Here is a 19,815-nt window from a genome sequence, read left to right on the forward strand (position 1 = left end):
TCAGACCGTGGCGGCTTTTTTGCCTCGTATTGCCAGCAGCTGGGCGCTGCCGGCAAGGCGTCAACTTAGACCCGGTTGATCAGGAACGTCGTCAGCAGGGGTACTGGACGGCCGGTCGCGCCTTTTGCGCCGCCCGATTTCCATGCCGTGCCGGCGATGTCCAGATGCGCCCAGGTGTACTTCTTGGTGAAGTTTTCCAGGAAGGCCGCTGCCGTCACCGAACCGCCGCCTGGCGTGCCGATGTTGGCCAGGTCGGCGAAGTTCGACTTCAGCTGCTCGTTGTACGCCTCTTCGATCGGCATGCGCCATGCCGTGTCGCTCGATTGCTTACCCGCTGCCAGCAATTCATTGGCCAGCTGGTCATGCGCCGCATCGCTGCGCGTAAACAGGCCGCTGTTGTGGTGGCCCAGGGCCACGACGCAAGCGCCCGTCAGGGTGGCGATATCGACGACGGCTGCCGGCTTGAAGCGTTCGGCGTAGGTCAGCGCGTCGCACAGCACCAGACGGCCTTCGGCATCCGTGTTCAGCACTTCGATGGTCAGGCCGTTCATGGAGGTGACGATGTCGCCCGGCTTGGTGGCGCGGCCCGACGGCATGTTTTCGCACGCGGCGATGACGCCGATGACGTTCAGCTTCAGGTTCATTTCGCCGATGGCGCGGAAGGTGCCCAGCACCGAAGCGGCGCCGCACATGTCGTACTTCATTTCATCCATGCCAGGACCGGCCTTGATCGAAATGCCGCCCGTGTCGAAGGTGATGCCCTTGCCGACGAGGACCACTGGCGCATCCTTGGTCTTGCCGCCCATGTGCTTCAGGACGATGAATTTCGGCGGCTGTTCGCTGCCGTTGGTGACGGACAGGAAGCTGCCCATCTTCAGCGCTTCGAGCTGTTTGCGGTCCAGCACTTCGACTTCGAACTTGTAATCCTTGGCCAGCTGCTTGGCCGTGTTGGCCAGGTAGGTCGGGTTGGCGATGTTCGCCGGCAGGTCGCCCAAGTTGCGCGTCAGGTCGGAACCGTTGGCGATGGCGATGGCTTGCGCCAGCGCGCCGCGCGTCGCTGCCGTTGCGGGAGCGGCCAGGACGATCTTGCGCACTCCTGCTGGCGCCGGATCTTTTTTGCTTTTTTGCGAGTCGCAGCGGTATTCGCTGTCGTGGGCGGCTTGCACCACGCAACGGATTGCCCAATTTACGTCGCGCTCTTTCACTTCAGCCAGCGGTAATGCGATAATGGCGTCCGCAGCGCCCAGCGAGCCGAAGGCCTTCAGTGCGGCTTGTACGCCGGTTGTGAAGCTTTTTTCGCTGACAGTATCATCGCTGCCCATGCCTACCAGCAGAACACGTTCGGCGGCGACGCCATCGACTGCGCGCAGCAGCAAGGTGCTGCCAGGCTTGCCGCTGATGTCGCCGGACTTCAGCGCAGCCGAAATCGCACCCTTGCTGTCCAGCGATTTTGCCGCTGGCGACAGTTTTTTGTTTTCGAATACCGCAACCGCGATGCATCCGCTTTTGGCCGTGCCGAGGGTGCTCTTGGTATCGAATGCTTTTATGCTAAAGTCCATTTGGTTCTCCGTTTTCATTTACTAGTAACGTGTTACTCAACTAACTGACCCGAATTATAAACTCCGAATGATCTTTCAACGCGCCCTTCGACGTGAATTGGCTAGTGCCGCCGGGGCCACCTTCACAGTTTTGTTCAGCATCCTGCTCACCTGGATGCTGATCGGTATTCTCGGCAAGGCGGCGGGCGGCAAGATCGCATCGTCCGACGTCATGTCCCTGATGGTTTTTTCCGCCCTGATGCAACTGCCCACCATCATCATCCTCACCGGATTCATTTCGGTGCTGATGGTCGTCACCCGCAGCTACAAGGAGTCGGAGATGGTGGTGTGGTTCGCCTCCGGCCTGAGCCTGTCGCGCTGGATCTGGCCCGTGCTCAGCTTCGGCTTGCCGCTGGTGCTGGCCACCGGCGTCCTGAGCCTGTACGCCACGCCATGGGCGCAAAAGAAAAGCGATGAATATGTGGCGCGCTTTGAAAAGCGCGAGGACCTGCAGAAAGTCACGCCGGGCCAGTTCCGCGAATCGGCCGGCAGCAACCGCATCTTCTTCGTCGAGGGCGTCAGCGGCGAGAAGAACGTGGTGCAGAATGTCTTCGTCAATACCGTCGATGAAAAGGGCAGCGCCGTCGTCGTCGTCGCCAGGGAAGGCGTGATCAATACCGACGCCAAGGGCGAACGCTTCCTCGTGCTCAAGAGCGGCCGCCGCTACCAGGGCGTGCCGACGCAGGCCGACTTCCAGACCATGGAATTCGAACAGTACATCATGCGCATCGAGAGCAAGCAGCAGGAAATGGGCGCGGACCTGGGCGTGCGCGCCATGAGCACCATGGCGCTGGTCGAGGCGAACAACCAGTTCACCATGGCCGAATTGCTGTGGCGGGTCAGCGCGCCCCTGATCGGCCTGATGCTGATCCTGCTGGCCATTCCGCTGGGCTTTGTCAATCCACGCGCCGGCAGTTCGACCAATCTGATCATCGCGCTGCTGATTTTCTTTACGTACAGCAACCTGATCAAGGTCATCGAAGCGAGCGTGAAACAGGGCCGCATGACCTTCGGCCTGGCCTGGTGGCCGCTGCACCTGCTGGCGGCGCTGGCCGTGGTGGTGCTGTTTGCGTGGCGCCTGAATGTGAACCACCGCTATCATCCGCTGGTCCTGCTGGCGGCTTTCAAGCGCGCGCGCCGCGCCGGCAATACAAGTAAAGCGGCACCGAAATGAAGATTTTACAGCGCTATTTTGCGGTCTCGATATTCCAGGCGGTGCTGTTCGTGCTGCTGGCCTTTTTGGCACTGCAAGCCTTCATCGACCTGACGGGCGAGCTGCCCAAGGTAGGCCGCAACGGCTACACCATCCAGTATGCCTTCCTGTATGTGCTGGTACTGGTGCCGGGGCACGTGTACGAGGTGATGCCCATCGCGGCGCTGATCGGCACCATCTACACGATGGCGCAGTTTGCCGCCAGTTCCGAATTCACCATCATGCGCGCTTCGAGCATGTCGACGGCGATGGCGGCCGGTTTCCTGTTCCGCATCGGTATCGTCTTCGTCGTCATCACCTTCATCTTCGGCGAGTTGATCACGCCGCGCACGGAGCCGCTGGCCGAGCGCCTCAAGCTGACCTCGCGCGGCGCGGCCGTGTCGAGCGAGTTTCGCTCTGGCCTGTGGACCAAGGACATGGTCAAGAGCGATGGCTTGACGGGCACCGTCACCGGCTCGCGCTTTTTCAATGTGGGCGAAGCGCGTCCGGACGGCCAGCTGAAAAACGTCAAGCTGTATGAATTCGACACCGATATGCGCTTGCGCACCCTGACCGTGGCCAAGGGCGCGACGTATCAGGGCAACAATATCTGGCGCCTGACTGATGTGACGGAAACCTCGTTCTCGAACAGCGCGGCCACCGCGCCAGGCTTCGAGCCGAAGCTGGCGAACTACTATGGGCAGGAAACGAGCCTGGTGCGCACGGTGCAAAGCGCCAGCAAGGACATGACGTCGGAAGTGACGCCGAAGATCCTGACGGTGTCGGCCTCCGATCCCGAGCGCATGTCGGCCAGCGAACTGGCCGTGTACACGCGCCACCTGGCCGAGAACAAGCAGGAAACGGAACGTTTCCGCATCGCCTTCTGGAAAAAGCTGATCGATCCGCTGGCCATTTTCGTGCTGATGGCGCTGGCGCTGCCGTTCGCCTACATGCATACGCGCAGCGGCGGCATCAGCTTGAAGATCTTCATCGGCATCATGATCGGCGTGAGCTTCATGCTGGTCAACACCCTGTTCTCGCATCTTGGGCTGCTCAGCACCTGGCCGGCCTTCCTGACGGCGGTGGCGCCGAGCGCTCTGTATCTGCTGCTGGCGCTGGGCGCCCTGTGGTGGGTGGAGCGGCACTGATGGAGACGAACGTGAAACAGGCACTGATCTTGTTTGCCCATGGCGCGCGCGCCGCATCGTGGGCCGCGCCGTTCGAGCGCCTGCGCGACCTGACACAGGCGCGCATGCCCGGTACCTGCGTGCACCTGGCTTTCCTGGAACTGATGACGCCACGCCTGCCCGAACTGGTGGCGACCCTGCTGGCCGAGCTGCCCAATGGCGCCATCCTGGACGTTACCGTGGTTCCCGTGTTCCTGGGGCAGGGCGGGCATGTGCTGCGCGACCTGCCGCTGCTGCTGGAGGAACTGCGCCAGCAGCATCCGGCACTGCGCCTGAAGGTGGTCGAGGCGGTCGGCGAGAACGCCAGTGTGCTGGCCGCCATCGCCGATTACTGCGTGGCGGCGCCAGGCTCCAGCCCTATCCCTTGAGCGGTATCGACATCGTCTACCTGTGGGTAGACGGCGCCGATCCCGCCTGGCGCGCGCGCCGGCAGCACGCCTATGCCGCCTGGGCGCGGGCGCATCCGGGCCAGCTGGCCCTGCACGGCAACGTGGCGGGGCGCTACCGCGATAACGGCGAACTGCGCTACAACCTGCGCGCGCTCGAGCGTTTCTTCCCAGGCCACGGCCATATCTACCTGCTGACGGACCGGCAAGTGCCCCACTGGTTGCGTGCCTCACCGCGCCTGACGGTGATCGACCATGCGAGCCTGATGCCCGGCGCATCGCTGCCCGTGTTCGACTCCGGCCATATCGAATCGTATCTGCACCATATTCCGGGCCTGTCCGAACGCTTCCTGTATCTGAACGACGACGTATTTTTCGGCGCGCCGTTCGAGCCCTCGTTCTGGTTCGGGGAGGAAGGGGAGGAGCGTTTGAGTGTGTTTACGGAGAGCGCTCTGTACGATGACGTGCAGGGCTTGCGCGCCGATGTGGCCGCGCCCGTCAATTGCGCTACGTTGTCGCGGCAATGGCTGTCGGCGCAGTACCCCGAATACCTGCATGAACCGCGCCTGTATGCGCATGCGCCGCGGCCCATGCTGAAAAGCGCGCTGCATGCACTGGAAGGGCTGGCACCGGCCATGTTTGCCGGCGTGCGCGCGACGGTGTTCCGCTCGTGGCAGGTGCCGGCATTGCTGCCCGACCTGGTGCCGCGCTGGATGGTGCATCAGGGATTCGCGCGCTCGCGCATGCTCGACCCGCTGCATATCGCCAGCGGCGATGTGGCGGCGCCGCGCCAGCTCGAGGAGCTGGCGGCGCGTTTCGGCAGCTTGCCGTTTTTCTGTATCAACGACACCTGCGACGAGGCCGACGATGACGATCCGCGCCTGCTGCGCGTGGCCGCTACCTTGCAGCGGCTGCTGCCGCTGCCATCCTCATTTGAAAGTGCTTAAGCCGTTTTTTTCTTCGGCGCCAGGCTGATGCGGGCGGCGGCCGTGCTGTCGGACAGCGAAGCGAGGAACAGCAGCAGATAGGCGCCCAGTTCGAAGACTTCCTCGCCCAGCAGCGCGTAGGCGTCGGGCATGCCATGGAAGACCTTCTTGTCGAAGGGCCAGCCGGCGGCCATCAGCAAGCCGCCGATGGCCGTCAGGATGGTGATGCGCATGCTGAAAATCAGGCCCGCATGGGCAAACACCTTGCGCGCGCGCGGCGCGAAGAAGATCAGCAAGCGTATCAGGATCAGCAACTCCACCACGCGCAGGGCTTTTTCCAGCTGCGCCCAGAAGGGCGCCGTGCCGAACTGGTCGATATCGAGTTCGCGCAGCAGGAAGCCGAACAGCAGCGCGCACAGGCCTGCATGCATGAGAAAGCGCAAGGACTGGCGGTCAGTCTCTTGCCAGGCGCGCACGCCGTGCACGGTGCAAGCGAGAGCCAGGAACAGCGCCTGCAGCCATTCCAGCAAATGGTTTTCGTCGTCGATATTCGGGAACACCGTCCACAGGGCGATGGAGGCGAGCATGCTGAGCAGCACAGCGCTGGCGACGCCGACATTGCTGCGGCTGAGCGAAGTCAGGGCTTCGCGCATGGAGTTGAAATTCATCTGTGATCGTAAGGCTAAAGTTGCGCGGCGCGGTATTGCAGCCTGCGGGCGCAGCTTTTTTCGGGGAGATTGCCAGGGCTCCCGTCAGCCGGGAGGCCGCATGGCAAGCGCTATGGCGGGGTGAAGCGTGAGTTTATTGCTATCACACAACAACTTCTCGAGAAAAGATGCGTGAGCATCGTATCATGTTTCCCCGGAAGACGTCGGTTACTGACTTTAAAGTCGGTAAAATACGCTGTGTTTATTCAAGCATGGCGCGCCAGAATGGCGGCCGTTTCTTCGATGGCCTGGTGCGCGCGCACAGCCATGGCGTCGCCCAACATCACCAGCACGGGGCCGTGGTTGTCACCCAGGCCATGCGCCAGGGCGCTCAGCGTCAGGCGCGCGATGCGCTGGTCCGGGCGGCTGCAGTTTTCAATCACCACCACCGGGGTGTCGGTACGTCGGCCCTGGGCCAGCAGGCGCTGGGCCGTGGCGATGGCTTCGCGGCCGCCCATGTATTGCACCAGGGTGTCGCAGTCGGGAATGCGCGTCTGGTCCGGTTCGCCCGGCGCCGTGCTGGACGTGAAAAAGGCCACGCTGCGCGATACGCCCCGTTTGGTCAGCGGCTGTTGTGTAGCGGCCGCGGCCGCCAGGGCCGTGGTAATGCCGGGCACCACTTCGACGGCGATGCCCGCTTCTTCCAGCGCGCGCAATTCCTCGTCGGCGCGGCCGAACAGCATGGGGTCGCCCCCTTTAAGGCGGACGACGACGGCGTGCTTGCGCGCGTTGTCGACCAGTTGCTTGTTGATGAAGGCCTGCGCCGTCGACAACTGGCCGCAGCGCTTGCCGACCAGAATCTTTTGCGCCTGCGGGCACAGCTCCAGCATCTCTTCGGTGACCAGTGCGTCGTGCAGCACGACGTCCGCCTGTGCCAGCAGGCGCGCGCCGCGCAAGGTCATCAGGTCTTGCGCGCCGGGCCCGGCGCCGATCAGGTAGACCTTGCCGGGGAGAGATGGGGAGCTGTTCATGTGGCTGCCTTTCCTGGACGATACGGGATTAGAGCCGAACCATGCCGGCCGCGACGGTCTGGTGGGTGACTTCATCGATCAGGATGAAGGCGCCGGTGGCGCGGATATCGGCATACGCGTCGGCCGCCAGCGCCTGCTGCACGTTCAGGCTGATGCGGGCGATATCGTTGAGCTTCAAGCCTTCGGCCGGATGGCGCTGCTGCGTATTGATGTCGAGGATCGATTCGATCGCCGTCACCTTGGCCGCCGTCTGCTTGGTGCCGTGCTTGATCCAGTACTTGCGGCGCAAGTCGAGCGCGTCTTCCGACAGCCAGCACACGTCGGCCACCACTTGTTTCAGCAGGGTGGCAGGGCGCTCGCTGCTCGCCAGCAAGTCGCCGCGCGAGATATCGAGGTATTCATTGAGCAGCAGGGTCACGGACTGGCCCACCACGGCGGTGCTCAGCGAGCCGTCCAGGGTGACGATATCCTTGACGGTTGCCGTCTGGCCCGATGGCTGCACCACGAGGGTGTCGCCGATGCTGACCTTGCCCGCCTCGATGCGGCCCATGTAGCCGCGGAAGTCGTTCGCTTCGTGGCCGTTGTGGCGCGCCACCAGCTGCACCGGGAAGCGGAAGGGCGTGTCGTGCGATTCGTCGTAGACGGACAGCGATTCGAGCAGCTCGATCAAGGTCGGGCCCGTGTACCAGCCCAGCTTGTCGCCGCGCTCGACGACGTTGTCGCCGGTGAGTGCCGACAGCGGGATCGGCGTGATGTCCTTCAAGCCCAGCGACTGGGCGAATTCGCGGTAGGCGGCCACGATGCGGTTATAGACCGTTTCATCGTAGTCGACGAGGTCCATCTTGTTGACGGCCACGACCACGTGCTCGATCTGCAGCAAGTGGGCAATCGTCGAATGGCGCTTGGTCTGGATCAGCAATTCCACGCTGCCGTCGTCGCCCAGTTTTACTTTCGACACGTCGATCAGGATGATGACGGCGTCGGCCGTGGACGCGCCCGTCACCATGTTGCGCGTGTACTGCTCGTGGCCCGGCGTGTCGGCGATGATGAATTTGCGTTTCGGCGTGGCAAAGTAGCGGTAAGCCACATCGATGGTGATACCTTGCTCGCGTTCCGCTTCCAGGCCGTCCGTCAGCAGCGACAGGTCGACCGTGTCGCCCACCGTGCGCTTGTGCTTGGAGCGCGACATGGCGTCGAGCTGGTCGGCGAAGATGCCCTTGCTGTCGAACAGCAAACGGCCGATCAGCGTGCTCTTGCCGTCATCGACGGAACCGGCCGTGATGAAGCGCAGCATGCCGCGCTCCAGGCTGTCGGTGAGGTTGGTGTTCTGGATTGCTGCGTTCATTAGAAATACCCTGCTTTCTTGCGTTTTTCCATCGAGGCTTCGGAAGTCTGGTCGTCCATGCGGGTGGCGCCCCGCTCCGTGATTTGCGTGATTGCCGTTTCGGCGATGATGGCGTCGACCGTCGCCGCATCGGACGAGACAGGGCAGGTGCACGAGATATCGCCCACCGTGCGGAAGCGCACGACTTGCGTTTCGACCGTTTCGCCTTCGCGCGGCGGCGTCAGATCTGTCAGCGGCACGAGCAAACCGTTGCGCGGGATCACCTGGCGCTCGTGCGCGAAGTAGATCGGCGGCAATTCCAGTTGCTCGCGGGCGATGTATTGCCACACGTCCAGCTCGGTCCAGTTGGAGATCGGGAAGACGCGCATGTTTTCACCGGGATGGACGCGGGTGTTATACAGATCCCACAGTTCCGGACGCTGGGCTTTCGGGTCCCAGGCGCCGAATTCGTCGCGGAACGAAAAGATGCGTTCCTTGGCGCGGGCTTTTTCTTCGTCGCGGCGGGCGCCGCCGATGCAGGCGTCAAATTTGTATTCGGCGATGGTTTCCAGCAAGGTGACGGCTTGGGCCGCGTTGCGCGAATCCGTGGCCGGGTTGCGCAGACGCACGGTGCCGCGCTTGATCGAGTCTTCCACGGAGCCGACGATCAGGCGCTCGCCCAGTTCGGCCACTTTCTTGTCGCGGAAAGTGATGACTTCCGGGAAGTTGTGGCCCGTGTCGATGTGCACGAGGGGGAATGGAAACTTGCCTGGGCGGAAGGCTTTCTCGGCCAGGCGCAGCAGGACGACGGAATCCTTGCCGCCGGAAAACAGCAGCGCAGGGTTGGCCGATTCGGCCGCCACTTCGCGCATGATGTGGATGGCTTCCGATTCAAGGCTGTCGAGGTGACGCTGGTTCAAAATATTGCTCATATGGGTGCTTTCTTGTTCTGCTGAGTCTGTTGTGTCTGTTCAGGCTGCCACGGATTTGATGCGTATCAGTTTGCCGTCCACCATGTGCAGGCCGCATTCCTTCGAATCCGGGTTTTCCCACCACCAGCGTCCGGCGCGTACATCTTCGCCCGGCTGCACTGCGCGCGTGCACGGTTCGCAGCCGATCGACGGGTAACCCTGGTCGTGCAGCGCGTTGTACGGCACGTCGTTGGCGCGGATGTAGGCCCACACGTCTTCTTCCGACCAGTCCGCCAGCGGATTGAATTTTGTCATCGCGTGCGCCGCGTCGTCTTCCTGCACGTGCAATTCGGCGCGCGTGGTGGACTGCGCGCGGCGCTGTCCCGTGACCCAGGCCTTGTTGCCGGCCAGGGCGCGGCCCAGCGGCTCGACCTTGCGGATGCGGCAGCATTCGCGGCGCATATCGACGCTGTTGTAGAACGCGTTCAGACCGTTCTGTTCCACGTAGGCAGCCACGGCTTCCGGTTGAGGGCGGTACAAGGTGATGTCGTGGTCGTAACGGGTCTTGACCTTGTCGAGCACGGCCAGGGTTTCCTGGTGCAGCCGGCCTGTTTCCAGGGAGAAGATGCCGATGGGCAGCTTCGCCTTGAGTATCATGTCGGTCAGCACCATGTCTTCGGCTGCCAGGCTAGAGGCGAACACGGCCGGCGAAAAGTCCGCGGCGATGCGTGTCAGCGTTTGCTGGGTGGCGTCAATTAAAGTAGAGAGGTCGCTCATGGCTCGCTTTCTCAGATGCCGGCCGCGTTGTCGAGGTCAGGATTCTGGCCTTCGCGCTGGTGGCGGCGGAACAGCGGCGATTTTTGATCCCACGACGCCTGGTAGGTTTCCGAGAACACGGACAAACCTTTCAGGGCGTCATGGATGCTGCGGTCGGGGCGTGTCGCATACGCGTCAAAGCCGACCCGGTGCATGGAAAACAGCTGGTCGCGCAGCACGTCGCCAATCGCGCGCAATTCACCTTGGAAACCGAGGCGGGCGCGCAGGTTGAACGCGATGGAATAGCCGCGGCCATCCGTGAATTTCGGGAAGTCCACGCCGATGACGGGCAGTTGCGCCACGTCGGCCGCCAGTTCTTCCGGGCGCTCGTCGCTGGCCAGCCATACGCCGATGTCGGGCAGGCGGGCGGCCAGGGTTTCGCGCTGGGCTTGCCATACGAGCAGCGGCACGATGACCTTGCCGGCTGGCACGACGACCGTTTCCGGCGTGTCGTTTTCATCGAGGCGCAGCAAGCCCCAGGTATTCGGCACCACGGCGGCGTTCTTGATGATTTCTTCGCGTACTTCAAACATATTCGTCTTCTCCCACCAGGTTGCCGACGGTGATCGGCGTTGCATATACGTGTTCCTTGAACGGCGCCAGGCCCAGGCGCTGGGCCGTGTCGACGAAGCGCTCGCCTTCGTGGCGGTCGCGCACGTAGACGTGCAGCAGGCGGCCGATAACTTCAGGCATCTGCAGGGAAGAGAACGATGGTCCGATGATCTTGCCGATGGCCGCGTTGTTGCCTTGCGCGCCGCCAATCGACACTTGATACCATTCGCTGCCATCCTTGTCGACGCCGAGGATGCCGATGCTGCCCACGTGATGATGCCCGCAGGCATTGATGCAGCCGGAAATATTCAGTTCGATCTCGCCGATGTCATGCTGGAAGTCGATGCTGTCGAAGCGTTCCGCGATGGCGGCCGCGATCGGCAGCGACTTGGCGTTGGCCAGCGAGCAGAAGTCGCCACCAGGGCAGCAGATCATGTCGGTCAGCAAGCCGATGTTCGGCGTGGCCAGGCCATGCGCCTTGGCTTCCTGCCACAGCGTGAACAGTTTCGACTGTTCCACGTCGGCCAGCACCAGGTTTTGCTCGTGCGTCACGCGCAGTTCGCCAAAGCTGTAGCGGTCGGCCAGATCGGCAACGAAGTCGATCTGCTCGGCCGTCGCGTCGCCGGGTGGCACGCCCGTTTTCTTCAGGGACAGCACCACGGCCACATAGCCGGGGCGCTGGTGCGGCTTGACGTTGCGCGCCAGCCAGTTGACATAGGCCTTGTTGTCCGCGTGTTCGTTCTTGTAGTCGAGTTCCGGCAAGGTCAGGTAAGCGGGCGGATTGAAGAAGTCCGCCACGCGCTGCATTTCCTCGGCCGTCAGGGTTTCCGGACCATCCTTCAAGTCGACCCACTCGGCTTCCACCTGGCGCGTGAATTCTTCCACGCCGATGGCTTTCAGCAAAATCTTGATGCGCGCCTTGTATTTGTTGTCGCGGCGGCCGTGCAAATTATACACGCGCATGATCGCCTGGATATACGTCAGCAAATGCTGCCACGGCAGGAAGTCGCGCACGACGCTGCCCAAAATCGGCGTGCGGCCCATGCCGCCGCCGGCCATGACCTTGAAGCCCACTTCGCCGGCTTCGTTGCGCACGGCCGTCAAGCCAATGTCGTGCACGGCGATGGCGGCGCGGTCTTCCTCGGCGCCATTGATGGCGACCTTGAATTTACGCGGCAGGGCGATGAACTCGGGGTGGAAGGTGCTCCACTGGCGCAATACTTCCGCGTACGGGCGCGGATCGATGATTTCATCGGCCGCGACGCCGGCGAACGGGTCCGATGTTGTATTACGGATACAGTTGCCCGACGTCTGGATCGCGTGCATTTCCACGGAAGCGAGGTCCGTCAGGATATCGGGAGTCTGCTCCAGCTCGATCCAGTTGAACTGGATGTTCTGGCGCGTCGTGAAGTGGCCATAGCCGCGGTCGTACTTGCGCGCGATGTGCGCGAACATGCGCATCTGCTTGGCCGAAAGCAAGCCGTACGGCACGGCGATACGCAGCATGTAGGCGTGGCGTTGCATGTACAGGCCGTTTTGCAGGCGCAGCGGAATGAATTCCTCTTCCGTCAGTTCATTGGCGATACGGCGCGCAACCTGGTCTCGGTACTGGGCGATGCGTTCTTTGATGATGAGGTGGTCGTACTGATCGTAATGGTACATATCAATTCCTAAAAAAGCCGGGGTGCTGGAAGATTGCCTGGGATTATGTTCTTGATACTGCTCTTGTCACTTGTTCGGTAATTAATAGATTAGCTTCACTGCCACGCCGGTCAAGGTCATCGCCAGCAGCACTCTTAAAAACTTTTCCGGCACGGAGCGGGCGACCCAGGAACCGAGCGTAATGCCGGGCAGGGAGCCGACCAGCAAGGAGGCCAGCAATTCCCAGTGGATGGAGCCGAGCCACCAGTGGCCCAGGGCGGCGATGGCCGTCAGAGGCACGGCATAGGCGATATCGGTGCCCGCCACTTCGGCCGAGCTCATGCGTGGATACAGCATCACCAGCAGGGTCGCGCCGATGGCGCCGGCGCCGATGGACGAGACCGTCACCAGCACGCCCAGCACGGCGCCGGCAATAATGGTTGCAGCGGCAAGCTTGTTGCCTTGTAATTGTTTCTCGGGGTGGGCATTGATCCAGGCCAGCATGCGGCCCTTGAAAATCAATGCCACGACGGTCAGCAGCACGGAGCCGGCGATCGAGTAGCGGATGATCTGGCCGATTTCCGGCGACAGGGTACCGAACGATTTGAGCGCCAGGGTCGCGATGACGGCGGCGGGCAGGGCGCCGATGCACAGGCGCTTGACGATATCCCAGCGGATGGTGCCGCGCAGGCGGTGCGTCAGCGTGCCGGCGCTCTTGGTGATCGAGGCGAACGCGAGGTCGGTGCCCACGGCCACGGAAGGCGGCACGCCAAACAGCAGGGTTAACAGCGGCGTCATCAGCGAGCCGCCGCCCACGCCGGTCATTCCTACGAGTAATCCTACGGCAAATCCTGAGACTATATAAGACAAAGTCATGCTTGCACCCCCAAAGTACCCGCAATAGTAATAAACTTAGTGTTTATTCCAAACTACTAAGTACGCATTTGCTTATATGCGATATGCGTATATGCATGAACGCAAAATCATGGGTGGGGCGGAAACTCGGCAAATCACGGCAATCTAGGGCAAACCAGCAATGAATCTCCATCAACTGCGCTTCGTGCGCGAAGCGGTCCGGCAGAATTACAACCTGACGGACGCCGCCAAGGCCCTATTCACGTCGCAACCTGGCGTATCGAAAGCCATCATCGAGCTGGAGGAAGAGCTGGGCGTGGATATTTTTACCCGCCATGGCAAGCGCATCCGCGGCTTGACGGAGCCGGGCCGCCTGGTGCTGGAGTCGGTCGAGCTGATCATGCAGGAAATCGACAGCATGAAGCGCATCGGCAAGGAATTCGCGGCGCAGGACAGCGGCAGCTTTACGATTGCCACTACGCACACGCAGGCGCGCTACACCTTGCCCAAGGTCGTGCAAGCCTTCATGCTGAAGTTCCCGAAGGTAAGATTGTCTTTGCTGCAAGGCAATCCGCGCCAGATCGCCGAGATGGTGCAGCGCGACCAGGCCGACCTGGCCATCGCCACGGAATCGATCGCCGCCATCGATGGCTTGATTACCTTGCCATGCTATCAATGGGAGCACGTGGTGGTGGTGCCCGTCGACCATCCGCTGCTCAAATCGAAGTCCGTGACCCTGGAAGAAATCGCCGCTTTCCCCCTGATTACCTATGACAGCGCGTTCGCCGGACGCAACAAGATCGACCACGCTTTCGTGCTGCGCGGCCTGAAACCGGACATCTTGCTCGAAGCCATCGATGCGGACGTGATCAAGACTTATGTCGAGTTGGGCATGGGGATTGGTATCATAGCGGGTATGGCCTTCGATGCCGAGCGCGACAAAGGCTTGCGCGCCATTCCTGTCGGCCATCTGTTCGGCATGAATGTGTCGCGCGTGGCCGTCAAGCAGGGCGCGTATTTGCGCAGCTATATCTATACCTTTATCGAGTTGCTGACACCGACCCTGAACCGCAAGCTCATCGAGCAGGCGATGAGCGGTGATAAAGAGCACTACGAACTATAAACAATGCATGAAGCCGGCCGGGCGAGTTGCCTGGCCAAGATTATTTAAGAAGAGAAGAAACAATGATTACCGATCAGCTTGCCAAATATTACGCCACCATCGCGCAGCAGTACGAGCGCGTCTATGACAAGCCCGAACGCCAGGAAGACCTGGAAGTGTTGCGCGACAAGGTCGCCGACGTGCTGGAAGGCCACACCGTGCTGGAACTGGCTTGCGGCACCGGCTACTGGACGGAAGTGGTCGCCGAGTCGGCCGACTCCGTGCTGGCCACCGATATCAACGATGAAATGCTGGCGCTGGCCCAATCGCGCGGCTTGCCCGAGAACGTCAGTTTCGCCAAGCTCGATGCCTTCAACTTGCCCGATGACTTGCTGGGCAAGTTTACGGCCGTGTTCGCCGGTTTCTGGTGGTCGCACGTCAAGCGCGAAGACCAGGACAAATACCTGAAGCAATTGCGCAGCAAGCTGGGCAAGGACATTCTGCTGGTGCTGATCGATAATTCCTATGTCGATGGCAGCAGCACCGTGATCGCGCGTACCGACCTGGAAGGCAACACCCACCAGTTCCGCACGACGGACGCGGGCGAGCGCTATGAAGTACTGAAGAATTTCCCGTCAGATAGCCACCTGCGCAAGAAGTTTGCCCACTCGGCCCGCGAAATCCGCATGAAGCGCCTGGAATACTACTGGCTGCTGAGCTGCCGCCTGAAGTAAGCTGTTGCCACATGAACCGCCTTCGGGCGGTTTTTTTTCGTCTGTTGTTTTTATCTGACATGACGTTGTGCCAAAAAGCAACATCTTGTCGATGTCATATTGTTGAAGTATTTGGTGGGCATGATTCGGTTCAGCAGCTAAGCAGCACCACTCTTGTCCAACCTAATGTAGAGAATCTCAAGTGAAAAAAATTACTCTGGCAGCATTGATCATCGGCACCTTCGCAGCAGCTACGGCACAAGCACAATCGAACGTCACCGTGTACGGCCTGGTTGACCTCGGTATTGCCAAGACCACTGGCCAGCCGACGGTACAACGCGAAAACAATGCTTCGCGCCTCGGTTTCAAGGGTACGGAAGATCTGGGTGGCGGCCTGTCCGCAATTTTCAACCTGGAAAGTGAATTCCTGGCTGACACCGGCGCGCAAAAAGGCGTGTTGTTCGATCGTCAAGCCTACGTGGGCTTGAAAGGCGCGTTTGGTACCGCCATCCTGGGCCGCACCAAGAATCTGGTCGACGGCACCATCGCCCGCGTCGATCCATTCAACACCTACGGCGTGGTTGGCAAGAACAATGAAACCCTGCTGCGTTCGGGCGTCGGCACGTCGCGCGTCAACAATGCCGTGACCTACAACAGCCCAAGCTTTGACGGTTTCGTGGGCAGCCTGCAATACGTGCTGAGCGAAGTCAACAGCGCTGACGCAGGCGTGATCGGCCTGGCAACCTACGACAATGGCCCGATCAGCTTGCACGCCGGCTACGAAAAAGCCGTGCAAGCGACGGCAACGGCTGCCAAGCCTGACCTGTGGTCCATCGGTGGCGGCTATAAATTCGGCCCAGCGAAGATCACGGCGGCCTATTCGAAAGGCGACACCAAGGTTGCCACGACTGGCGAATTCAAGTCCTACCTGATCGGCCTGAACTACACGGTTGGCGGTGGCGATGCCAAAGTGTCGTACGGCAAGCAAGAGCAAAGCAACAACAAGTTCAAGGATCAGGACACCATCAAGGAATTCGGCGTTGGTTACGACTACCACCTGTCGAAGCGCACCGATGTGTACGCTTACGCAGGCCGCGAGCGCGTCAAGTCGCTGACTTCGTACCAGATCGGTCTGGCACACAAATTCTAAGCATCATTCGATGTGATGAAGCAAAGGCGCCTGCGGGCGCCTTTTTTATTGCATCGCCGCGGCGGCCGCCTCGGCATGCATGGGCAGCGAGATTTCGATGCGCGTGCCGCCCAGTTCGCTATCGGTACCGATATGGATGTTGCCATTCAAGCCCCAAACCCGTTCGCGCATGCCCAGCAAGCCAAGCGCCGTGGCTTTTTCCAGGTCATGTTCGGCAATGCCGCGGCCATCATCCTGGATGGTGATCGCCAGCGAGGAATCGATGCGGTGCAGGGCGATGGTGATGTGGCTGGCCTCGGCATGGCGCGCGATATTCGTCAATGCTTCCTGCACGATGCGGTAGATGGCCGTGCTGCGCGCGTCGTCGAGCACGAGGTCGGCTTCGTCGGCCAGCAAGTCGAAATGGATGGCGCGGCGCAACAGGAAGTCGTGGCGCAGTTTTTGTAGCGCAAAATACAATCCCCCTTCATCGAGCGCGCGCGGACGCAGGTTGCTGGCGATGCGCCGCAGCGAGGTGATGGCCGTCACCAGCAAGCCGTCCATGCTGTGCAGCAACGCTTGCAGGGAGGCGGTGGTGTCCGTGTGCTGGCGCACGAGGGTCAGGTCGACGCGCAAGGTGGCGAGCAATTGCCCCAAGTCATCATGCAGTTCGCGCGCGATATGCTTGCGTTCTTCTTCGCGGATGGTTTGCAGCGCGCTCGACAATTCACGCAATTGCGAAAAGGAGCGGGCCAGCTGTTCATGCATCTGCTGGCGCGCGCTGATGTCGCGCACGATGATGGTAAACACGCTCTGGCCATCTTCCTGCATGGACGAGAGCGAGCCTTCGAGGGGAAACATGGCGCCATCGCTGCGCCTTCCCGTCAAGGTGTAGTCGGTGGCGCGCCGGCCCGTCAGGCGCAGCTCCAGGCTGATGTCGTCAAACGGCGGATCGCCATCGTGCGTGCCCAGGCTGCCGAGGGTACGCAAGTCGCGCAGGATGTAGTGGCCCAGGGGCATGCCGCACATGGCGGCCGGCGTGTCGTCGAACAATCTGGCCGCCGCCGCGTTCGCATGCAGGATGATTTGCCGGCTGTCGATACTGATGATGGCGTCGCTGGCGCTGTCGATGATGGCCTGGCCGCGCGCCTGCTGTTGCCGGCGGGCTTTCAGTGGAGGAAACAGGCACAGCAAAAGCGCCGCCGCCATACCCAGCGGCAAGATGCGCAGCAGCGCGGGACTGCCTCGGTCGGGCATTGGGGTCTCCTTGCGAACGTGGGCGAAGGCAGGCAGTGCAGGAATGACGGGTGGGACTTGATATAGCCTATGCCTGCTGGCGCGGCGTGGTTTGATGTGGCGCAGAAAGGTGGCAGAAGAGAGGCATGCGCCGCGCCGGCCTGGACCGGGCGGCGGAGACTTACATTTGCTTGAACAGGTGCAGGAAGCTGCGGCTCACTTCGAGCTTGTCGGATTTGCCTTTGATGAGGACCAGGTGGCGGCCGCGGATGTCGCGCGTCACGCCTTCGATGGCATTCACGTTGACGAGGGTGGCGCGGTGGATTTGCCAGAACAGCGAAGGATCGAGCTCTTCGGCCAGATCGCGCACGGGCTTGCGGATCAGCGCCTCGTACTTGGCTGTCTGCACACACGTGTATTTCTCGTCAGAACGGAAGAACAGGATCTCTTCCACGGGAATCATGCGCAAGTCCTGGCCGATGCTGGCCTGTATCCATTGCAAATACGTGGGCTTGGCCGTGATTTTTTCCGCCAGCTGCGACAGCATGGCCGTGACGCTGCTGTTGACGTCCAGGGCCGGCTTGTTCAAGTGCGTTTTCAGGCGCTCCACCGTCACCAGCAAGCGCTCGTGCTCGGGCGGCTTGAGCACGTAGTCGACGGCGCCCCGCTCGAAGGCTTCGACGGCGTGGCTGTCATAGGCCGTGACGAAGACGATATGCGTCTTGCTGCCGATCACTTGCGCCGCTTCCATGCCCGTCTTGCCCGGCATGCGGATATCGAGGAAGGCAAAGTCGGGCTTGAGTTGTTCCACCAGTTCGATCGCTTCGTCGCCATTCTTGGCTTCGCCGATGATTTCCAGTTCGGGCCAGGCCTGGCCCAGGCGCAGGCGCAGCTGGTCGCGCATCAGTCTTTCGTCGTCGGCAATAATAGCGGTAGGCATAAGTCTCAAGTGTGAACGGGCGAAGATTGATTATTCAATGATTTAGCGTTTTTATCAACTACTCTGTCTTATTTGGACAATTGATAGGGCACTTCGATCACGGCGCACACGCCGGACGGTTGATTTGGCGTAATGGTCAGGCTGCCCTGGTCGCCATGCAGCAGTTTCAAACGCTCGCGGATGGTCGGCAAACCGAGGCCCGTGCCATCGCTGGGCACCACGCCAAAGCCCAGGCCGTCGTCGGTGACCGTCACGCGCAATTTGCTGTGCGCCACTTCGGCCACGATGCGCAGGGTACCGCCTTCCGGTTTGACTTCCAGGCCGTGCTTGATGGCATTTTCCACCATCGATTGCAGCATCATGGGCGGGAAGGCGGCGCTGCGCAGGCCATCGGGAATCTGGAAATCGACGGTCAGGCGTTCTTCCATGCGCATTTTCAGCAGGTTCAAATACGCTTGCACCATGTCCGCTTCACGGCCCAGGTTGGTAATCAGGGCGTTGTCGCGCATTTGCGGCAGCACGGCGCGCAGATATTGAATCAGGCTGCGCTGCATCTTGGCCGCGCGCGGCGGATCAACCTGGATCAGGTGTTCGACGGAGGCAAGCGTGTTGAACAGGAAGTGCGGCTCGACTTGCGCCTGCATCATCTGCATCTTCGCTTCGCTGAGCTGGCGCTGCATGGATTCGCGCTCGGCCGCTTCGTTCGCCGTGACGGTTTCCGCTTCCGCGCGTTTCTTGCCGCCGACCAGGGCTTTCATGGCGAATAGGGCCAACACCAGCAAGGAGACAAAGCTCTTGAACCAGGTCGAGGCTTGCTGGTGATAGCGCGACACTTTTTGTTCAGCCGCATCATCGACGGCTTCTTCGATGGCATTTGACAGCTCTTCGCCGATTTGCGGCGGCAATTCAATATGGACTTCTTCGCCCGATGCATTGGTGGTCACCGGATAGCTGGGTTTGGCGGGGGCGGCCGGCGGTTCAGGCGGTGCTGGCGGCACGGCACTGGCTTGCGCGTCCGCCTCGGCGGCGTCGGCCGGATCGCTGGCTGCATCGGCCGCGCTGCTGCGCCTGTTCTTGCTGTTGCGGGGATTGAAATGAATGCCTGTATCGTCGATCAGGATATTGGTTTCACCCGAGCCCTTGCTGCTGCGTTTATGCGACTTGATGACAACTTCTTCGTCCGGGCCGGACGAGAACAGTTCATCTTGCAAAATGGAACCGGCGATCAGGGCCAGTGCCGCGAATAGGAAGAATTTCCACCAGGACAGTTGGGTGACCCAGGTCGTCGTCGCGTCGAATGCCCGTTGCAACCAAGCGAGGATGGTTTTCAACAATTCGGGCAGGCTGGAAATCGGAAGCATGGGAGCACTTTCAAGTACAAGAGTTAGTCGACGCAGCGGGCAAGTTTAACCGCTTGTTGCGTAGCGTCAGAGTCTGATGTTGCCACTGTGCCTAAAGACCATGAACTACGCCAGCCGATTGCGACAGGCTGCACAAAAAGGCGCTTGAAGTGAAGGCAAGGCTTGCTGGGCGGTGAGGGGCGGTAAATAGCGCTTGCGGGGAATGTGAGGCAGGGCTATAATTCGCCCCCTCGCTGAACGACGCATGCAAATGCTGAATGAGACGAGA

18 protein-coding genes and 1 pseudogene are annotated in these 19,815 nt (G+C 61.2%); 7 read left to right on the forward strand and 12 right to left on the reverse strand.

The annotated features are described in order from the left end of the window. Window positions 1–65 precede the first annotated feature (65 nt). The gene (locus tag SKZ59_RS18360; RefSeq protein ID WP_034751540.1) at window positions 66–1,559 is read right to left on the reverse strand and encodes a leucyl aminopeptidase; all 1,494 of its coding nucleotides are present in this window, start codon (window positions 1,557–1,559) and stop codon (window positions 66–68) included. Between the two features lie 67 nt (window positions 1,560–1,626). Here SKZ59_RS18360 and lptF point away from each other — a divergent pair, with 67 nt between their 5' ends. Genes lptF through SKZ59_RS18380 form a run of 4 tightly spaced genes read left to right on the forward strand, consistent with a single transcriptional unit; the run spans window position 1,627 to window position 5,310 of the window. After that, a complete protein-coding gene (gene lptF / locus SKZ59_RS18365) occupies window positions 1,627–2,772 on the forward strand; it encodes an LPS export ABC transporter permease LptF (RefSeq protein WP_034751537.1) in 1,146 nt (381 codons plus the stop codon). Next, window positions 2,769–3,938: an LPS export ABC transporter permease LptG gene (gene lptG / locus SKZ59_RS18370; RefSeq protein WP_034751534.1), complete on the forward strand. Its 1,170-nt coding sequence runs from the start codon at window positions 2,769–2,771 to the stop codon at window positions 3,936–3,938. The genes lptF and lptG overlap by 4 nt, the downstream gene beginning before the upstream one ends. Beyond that, window positions 3,938–4,345: a sirohydrochlorin chelatase gene (locus SKZ59_RS18375; protein WP_070303826.1), complete on the forward strand. Its 408-nt coding sequence runs from the start codon at window positions 3,938–3,940 to the stop codon at window positions 4,343–4,345. The genes lptG and SKZ59_RS18375 overlap by 1 nt, the downstream gene beginning before the upstream one ends. Beyond that, window positions 4,342–5,310: a stealth family protein gene (locus SKZ59_RS18380; RefSeq protein WP_319992560.1), complete on the forward strand. Its 969-nt coding sequence runs from the start codon at window positions 4,342–4,344 to the stop codon at window positions 5,308–5,310. Before SKZ59_RS18375 ends, SKZ59_RS18380 begins: the two co-directional genes overlap by 4 nt. Here SKZ59_RS18380 and SKZ59_RS18385 read toward each other — a convergent pair. The 8 genes and pseudogenes from SKZ59_RS18385 to SKZ59_RS18420 all read right to left on the reverse strand — a co-directional run bounded on the left by SKZ59_RS18385 (window position 5,307) and on the right by SKZ59_RS18420 (window position 13,087). Further along, entirely contained in the window at window positions 5,307–5,957 is a 651-nt protein-coding gene (locus tag SKZ59_RS18385; protein WP_319992561.1) for a hypothetical protein, read from the reverse strand. The two genes, SKZ59_RS18380 and SKZ59_RS18385, sit on opposite strands and share 4 nt — an antisense overlap. 245 nt (window positions 5,958–6,202) lie before the next feature. Continuing rightward, entirely contained in the window at window positions 6,203–6,967 is a 765-nt protein-coding gene (gene cobA, locus SKZ59_RS18390) for a uroporphyrinogen-III C-methyltransferase (protein WP_319992562.1), read from the reverse strand. Between the two features lie 28 nt (window positions 6,968–6,995). Continuing rightward, window positions 6,996–8,312 carry a sulfate adenylyltransferase subunit 1 gene (locus SKZ59_RS18395; RefSeq protein ID WP_070303818.1) on the reverse strand — a complete coding sequence of 439 codons (1,317 nt, stop codon included), beginning with the start codon at window positions 8,310–8,312 and terminating at the stop codon, window positions 6,996–6,998. Beyond that, a pseudogene (gene cysD / locus SKZ59_RS18400) lies at window positions 8,312–9,229 on the reverse strand (sulfate adenylyltransferase subunit CysD); the annotation flags it as partial. The gene SKZ59_RS18395 and the pseudogene cysD, both read right to left, overlap by 1 nt. Before the next feature lie 33 nt (window positions 9,230–9,262). Beyond that, complete coding sequence (locus SKZ59_RS18405; RefSeq protein ID WP_319992563.1) at window positions 9,263–9,979, reverse strand: phosphoadenylyl-sulfate reductase; 717 nt, start codon at window positions 9,977–9,979, stop codon at window positions 9,263–9,265. An 11-nt stretch (window positions 9,980–9,990) separates the two neighbouring features. Continuing rightward, entirely contained in the window at window positions 9,991–10,551 is a 561-nt protein-coding gene (locus SKZ59_RS18410) for a DUF934 domain-containing protein (RefSeq protein ID WP_034782220.1), read from the reverse strand. Continuing rightward, on the reverse strand, window positions 10,544–12,232 hold the full coding sequence (locus tag SKZ59_RS18415; RefSeq protein WP_319992564.1) for a nitrite/sulfite reductase: 1,689 nt from the start codon (window positions 12,230–12,232) through the stop codon (window positions 10,544–10,546). Before SKZ59_RS18415 ends, SKZ59_RS18410 begins: the two co-directional genes overlap by 8 nt. A gap of 81 nt (window positions 12,233–12,313) precedes the next feature. After that, window positions 12,314–13,087: a sulfite exporter TauE/SafE family protein gene (locus SKZ59_RS18420; protein WP_034751508.1), complete on the reverse strand. Its 774-nt coding sequence runs from the start codon at window positions 13,085–13,087 to the stop codon at window positions 12,314–12,316. 160 nt (window positions 13,088–13,247) lie between these two features. On the opposite strand from SKZ59_RS18420, the gene SKZ59_RS18425 reads away from it, so the two are divergent. From SKZ59_RS18425 to SKZ59_RS18435, 3 genes are all read left to right on the forward strand, one after another. Beyond that, on the forward strand, window positions 13,248–14,189 hold the full coding sequence (locus SKZ59_RS18425; RefSeq protein ID WP_034751505.1) for a CysB family HTH-type transcriptional regulator: 942 nt from the start codon (window positions 13,248–13,250) through the stop codon (window positions 14,187–14,189). 62 nt (window positions 14,190–14,251) lie between these two features. Continuing rightward, window positions 14,252–14,902, forward strand: a complete 651-nt coding sequence (locus SKZ59_RS18430) for a class I SAM-dependent methyltransferase (protein WP_070303812.1) — start codon at window positions 14,252–14,254, stop codon at window positions 14,900–14,902. 181 nt (window positions 14,903–15,083) lie between these two features. Further along, on the forward strand, window positions 15,084–16,031 hold the full coding sequence (locus tag SKZ59_RS18435; RefSeq protein WP_051991189.1) for a porin: 948 nt from the start codon (window positions 15,084–15,086) through the stop codon (window positions 16,029–16,031). 45 nt (window positions 16,032–16,076) lie between these two features. On the opposite strand, the gene SKZ59_RS18440 is transcribed toward SKZ59_RS18435, so the two are convergent. The 3 genes from SKZ59_RS18440 to SKZ59_RS18450 form a co-directional block, all read right to left on the reverse strand. Continuing rightward, window positions 16,077–17,267, reverse strand: coding sequence for a PAS domain-containing sensor histidine kinase (locus SKZ59_RS18440; protein WP_070303810.1), 1,191 nt, complete (start codon window positions 17,265–17,267; stop codon window positions 16,077–16,079). Window positions 17,268–17,427: 160 nt separating this feature from the next. Next, the gene (locus tag SKZ59_RS18445) at window positions 17,428–18,186 is read right to left on the reverse strand and encodes a LytR/AlgR family response regulator transcription factor (protein WP_034751497.1); all 759 of its coding nucleotides are present in this window, start codon (window positions 18,184–18,186) and stop codon (window positions 17,428–17,430) included. A 68-nt stretch (window positions 18,187–18,254) separates the two neighbouring features. After that, the gene (locus SKZ59_RS18450; protein WP_072454519.1) at window positions 18,255–19,547 is read right to left on the reverse strand and encodes a sensor histidine kinase; all 1,293 of its coding nucleotides are present in this window, start codon (window positions 19,545–19,547) and stop codon (window positions 18,255–18,257) included. Window positions 19,548–19,815 lie beyond the last annotated feature (268 nt).

It is taken from the genome of Janthinobacterium sp. GMG2, assembly GCF_033949445.1.
GTDB classification, from domain to species: Bacteria; Pseudomonadota; Gammaproteobacteria; order Burkholderiales; family Burkholderiaceae_D; genus Janthinobacterium; species Janthinobacterium aestuarii.

Coding starts and splice junctions, on each gene's coding strand:
- SKZ59_RS18430 (WP_070303812.1), top strand. CDS start 14,252: ATGATTACCGATCAGCTTGCCAAATATTACGCCACCATCGCGCAGCAG.
- SKZ59_RS18385 (WP_319992561.1), bottom strand. CDS start 5,957: ATGAATTTCAACTCCATGCGCGAAGCCCTGACTTCGCTCAGCCGCAGC.
- SKZ59_RS18425 (WP_034751505.1), top strand. CDS start 13,248: ATGAATCTCCATCAACTGCGCTTCGTGCGCGAAGCGGTCCGGCAGAAT.
- SKZ59_RS18410 (WP_034782220.1), bottom strand. CDS start 10,551: ATGTTTGAAGTACGCGAAGAAATCATCAAGAACGCCGCCGTGGTGCCG.
- SKZ59_RS18440 (WP_070303810.1), bottom strand. CDS start 17,267: ATGCCCGACCGAGGCAGTCCCGCGCTGCTGCGCATCTTGCCGCTGGGT.
- SKZ59_RS18395 (WP_070303818.1), bottom strand. CDS start 8,312: ATGAACGCAGCAATCCAGAACACCAACCTCACCGACAGCCTGGAGCGC.
- lptF (WP_034751537.1), top strand. CDS start 1,627: ATGATCTTTCAACGCGCCCTTCGACGTGAATTGGCTAGTGCCGCCGGG.
- SKZ59_RS18415 (WP_319992564.1), bottom strand. CDS start 12,232: ATGTACCATTACGATCAGTACGACCACCTCATCATCAAAGAACGCATC.
- cobA (WP_319992562.1), bottom strand. CDS start 6,967: ATGAACAGCTCCCCATCTCTCCCCGGCAAGGTCTACCTGATCGGCGCC.
- SKZ59_RS18405 (WP_319992563.1), bottom strand. CDS start 9,979: ATGAGCGACCTCTCTACTTTAATTGACGCCACCCAGCAAACGCTGACA.
- SKZ59_RS18420 (WP_034751508.1), bottom strand. CDS start 13,087: ATGACTTTGTCTTATATAGTCTCAGGATTTGCCGTAGGATTACTCGTA.
- lptG (WP_034751534.1), top strand. CDS start 2,769: ATGAAGATTTTACAGCGCTATTTTGCGGTCTCGATATTCCAGGCGGTG.
- SKZ59_RS18360 (WP_034751540.1), bottom strand. CDS start 1,559: ATGGACTTTAGCATAAAAGCATTCGATACCAAGAGCACCCTCGGCACG.
- SKZ59_RS18450 (WP_072454519.1), bottom strand. CDS start 19,547: ATGCTTCCGATTTCCAGCCTGCCCGAATTGTTGAAAACCATCCTCGCT.
- SKZ59_RS18375 (WP_070303826.1), top strand. CDS start 3,938: ATGGAGACGAACGTGAAACAGGCACTGATCTTGTTTGCCCATGGCGCG.
- SKZ59_RS18445 (WP_034751497.1), bottom strand. CDS start 18,186: ATGCCTACCGCTATTATTGCCGACGACGAAAGACTGATGCGCGACCAG.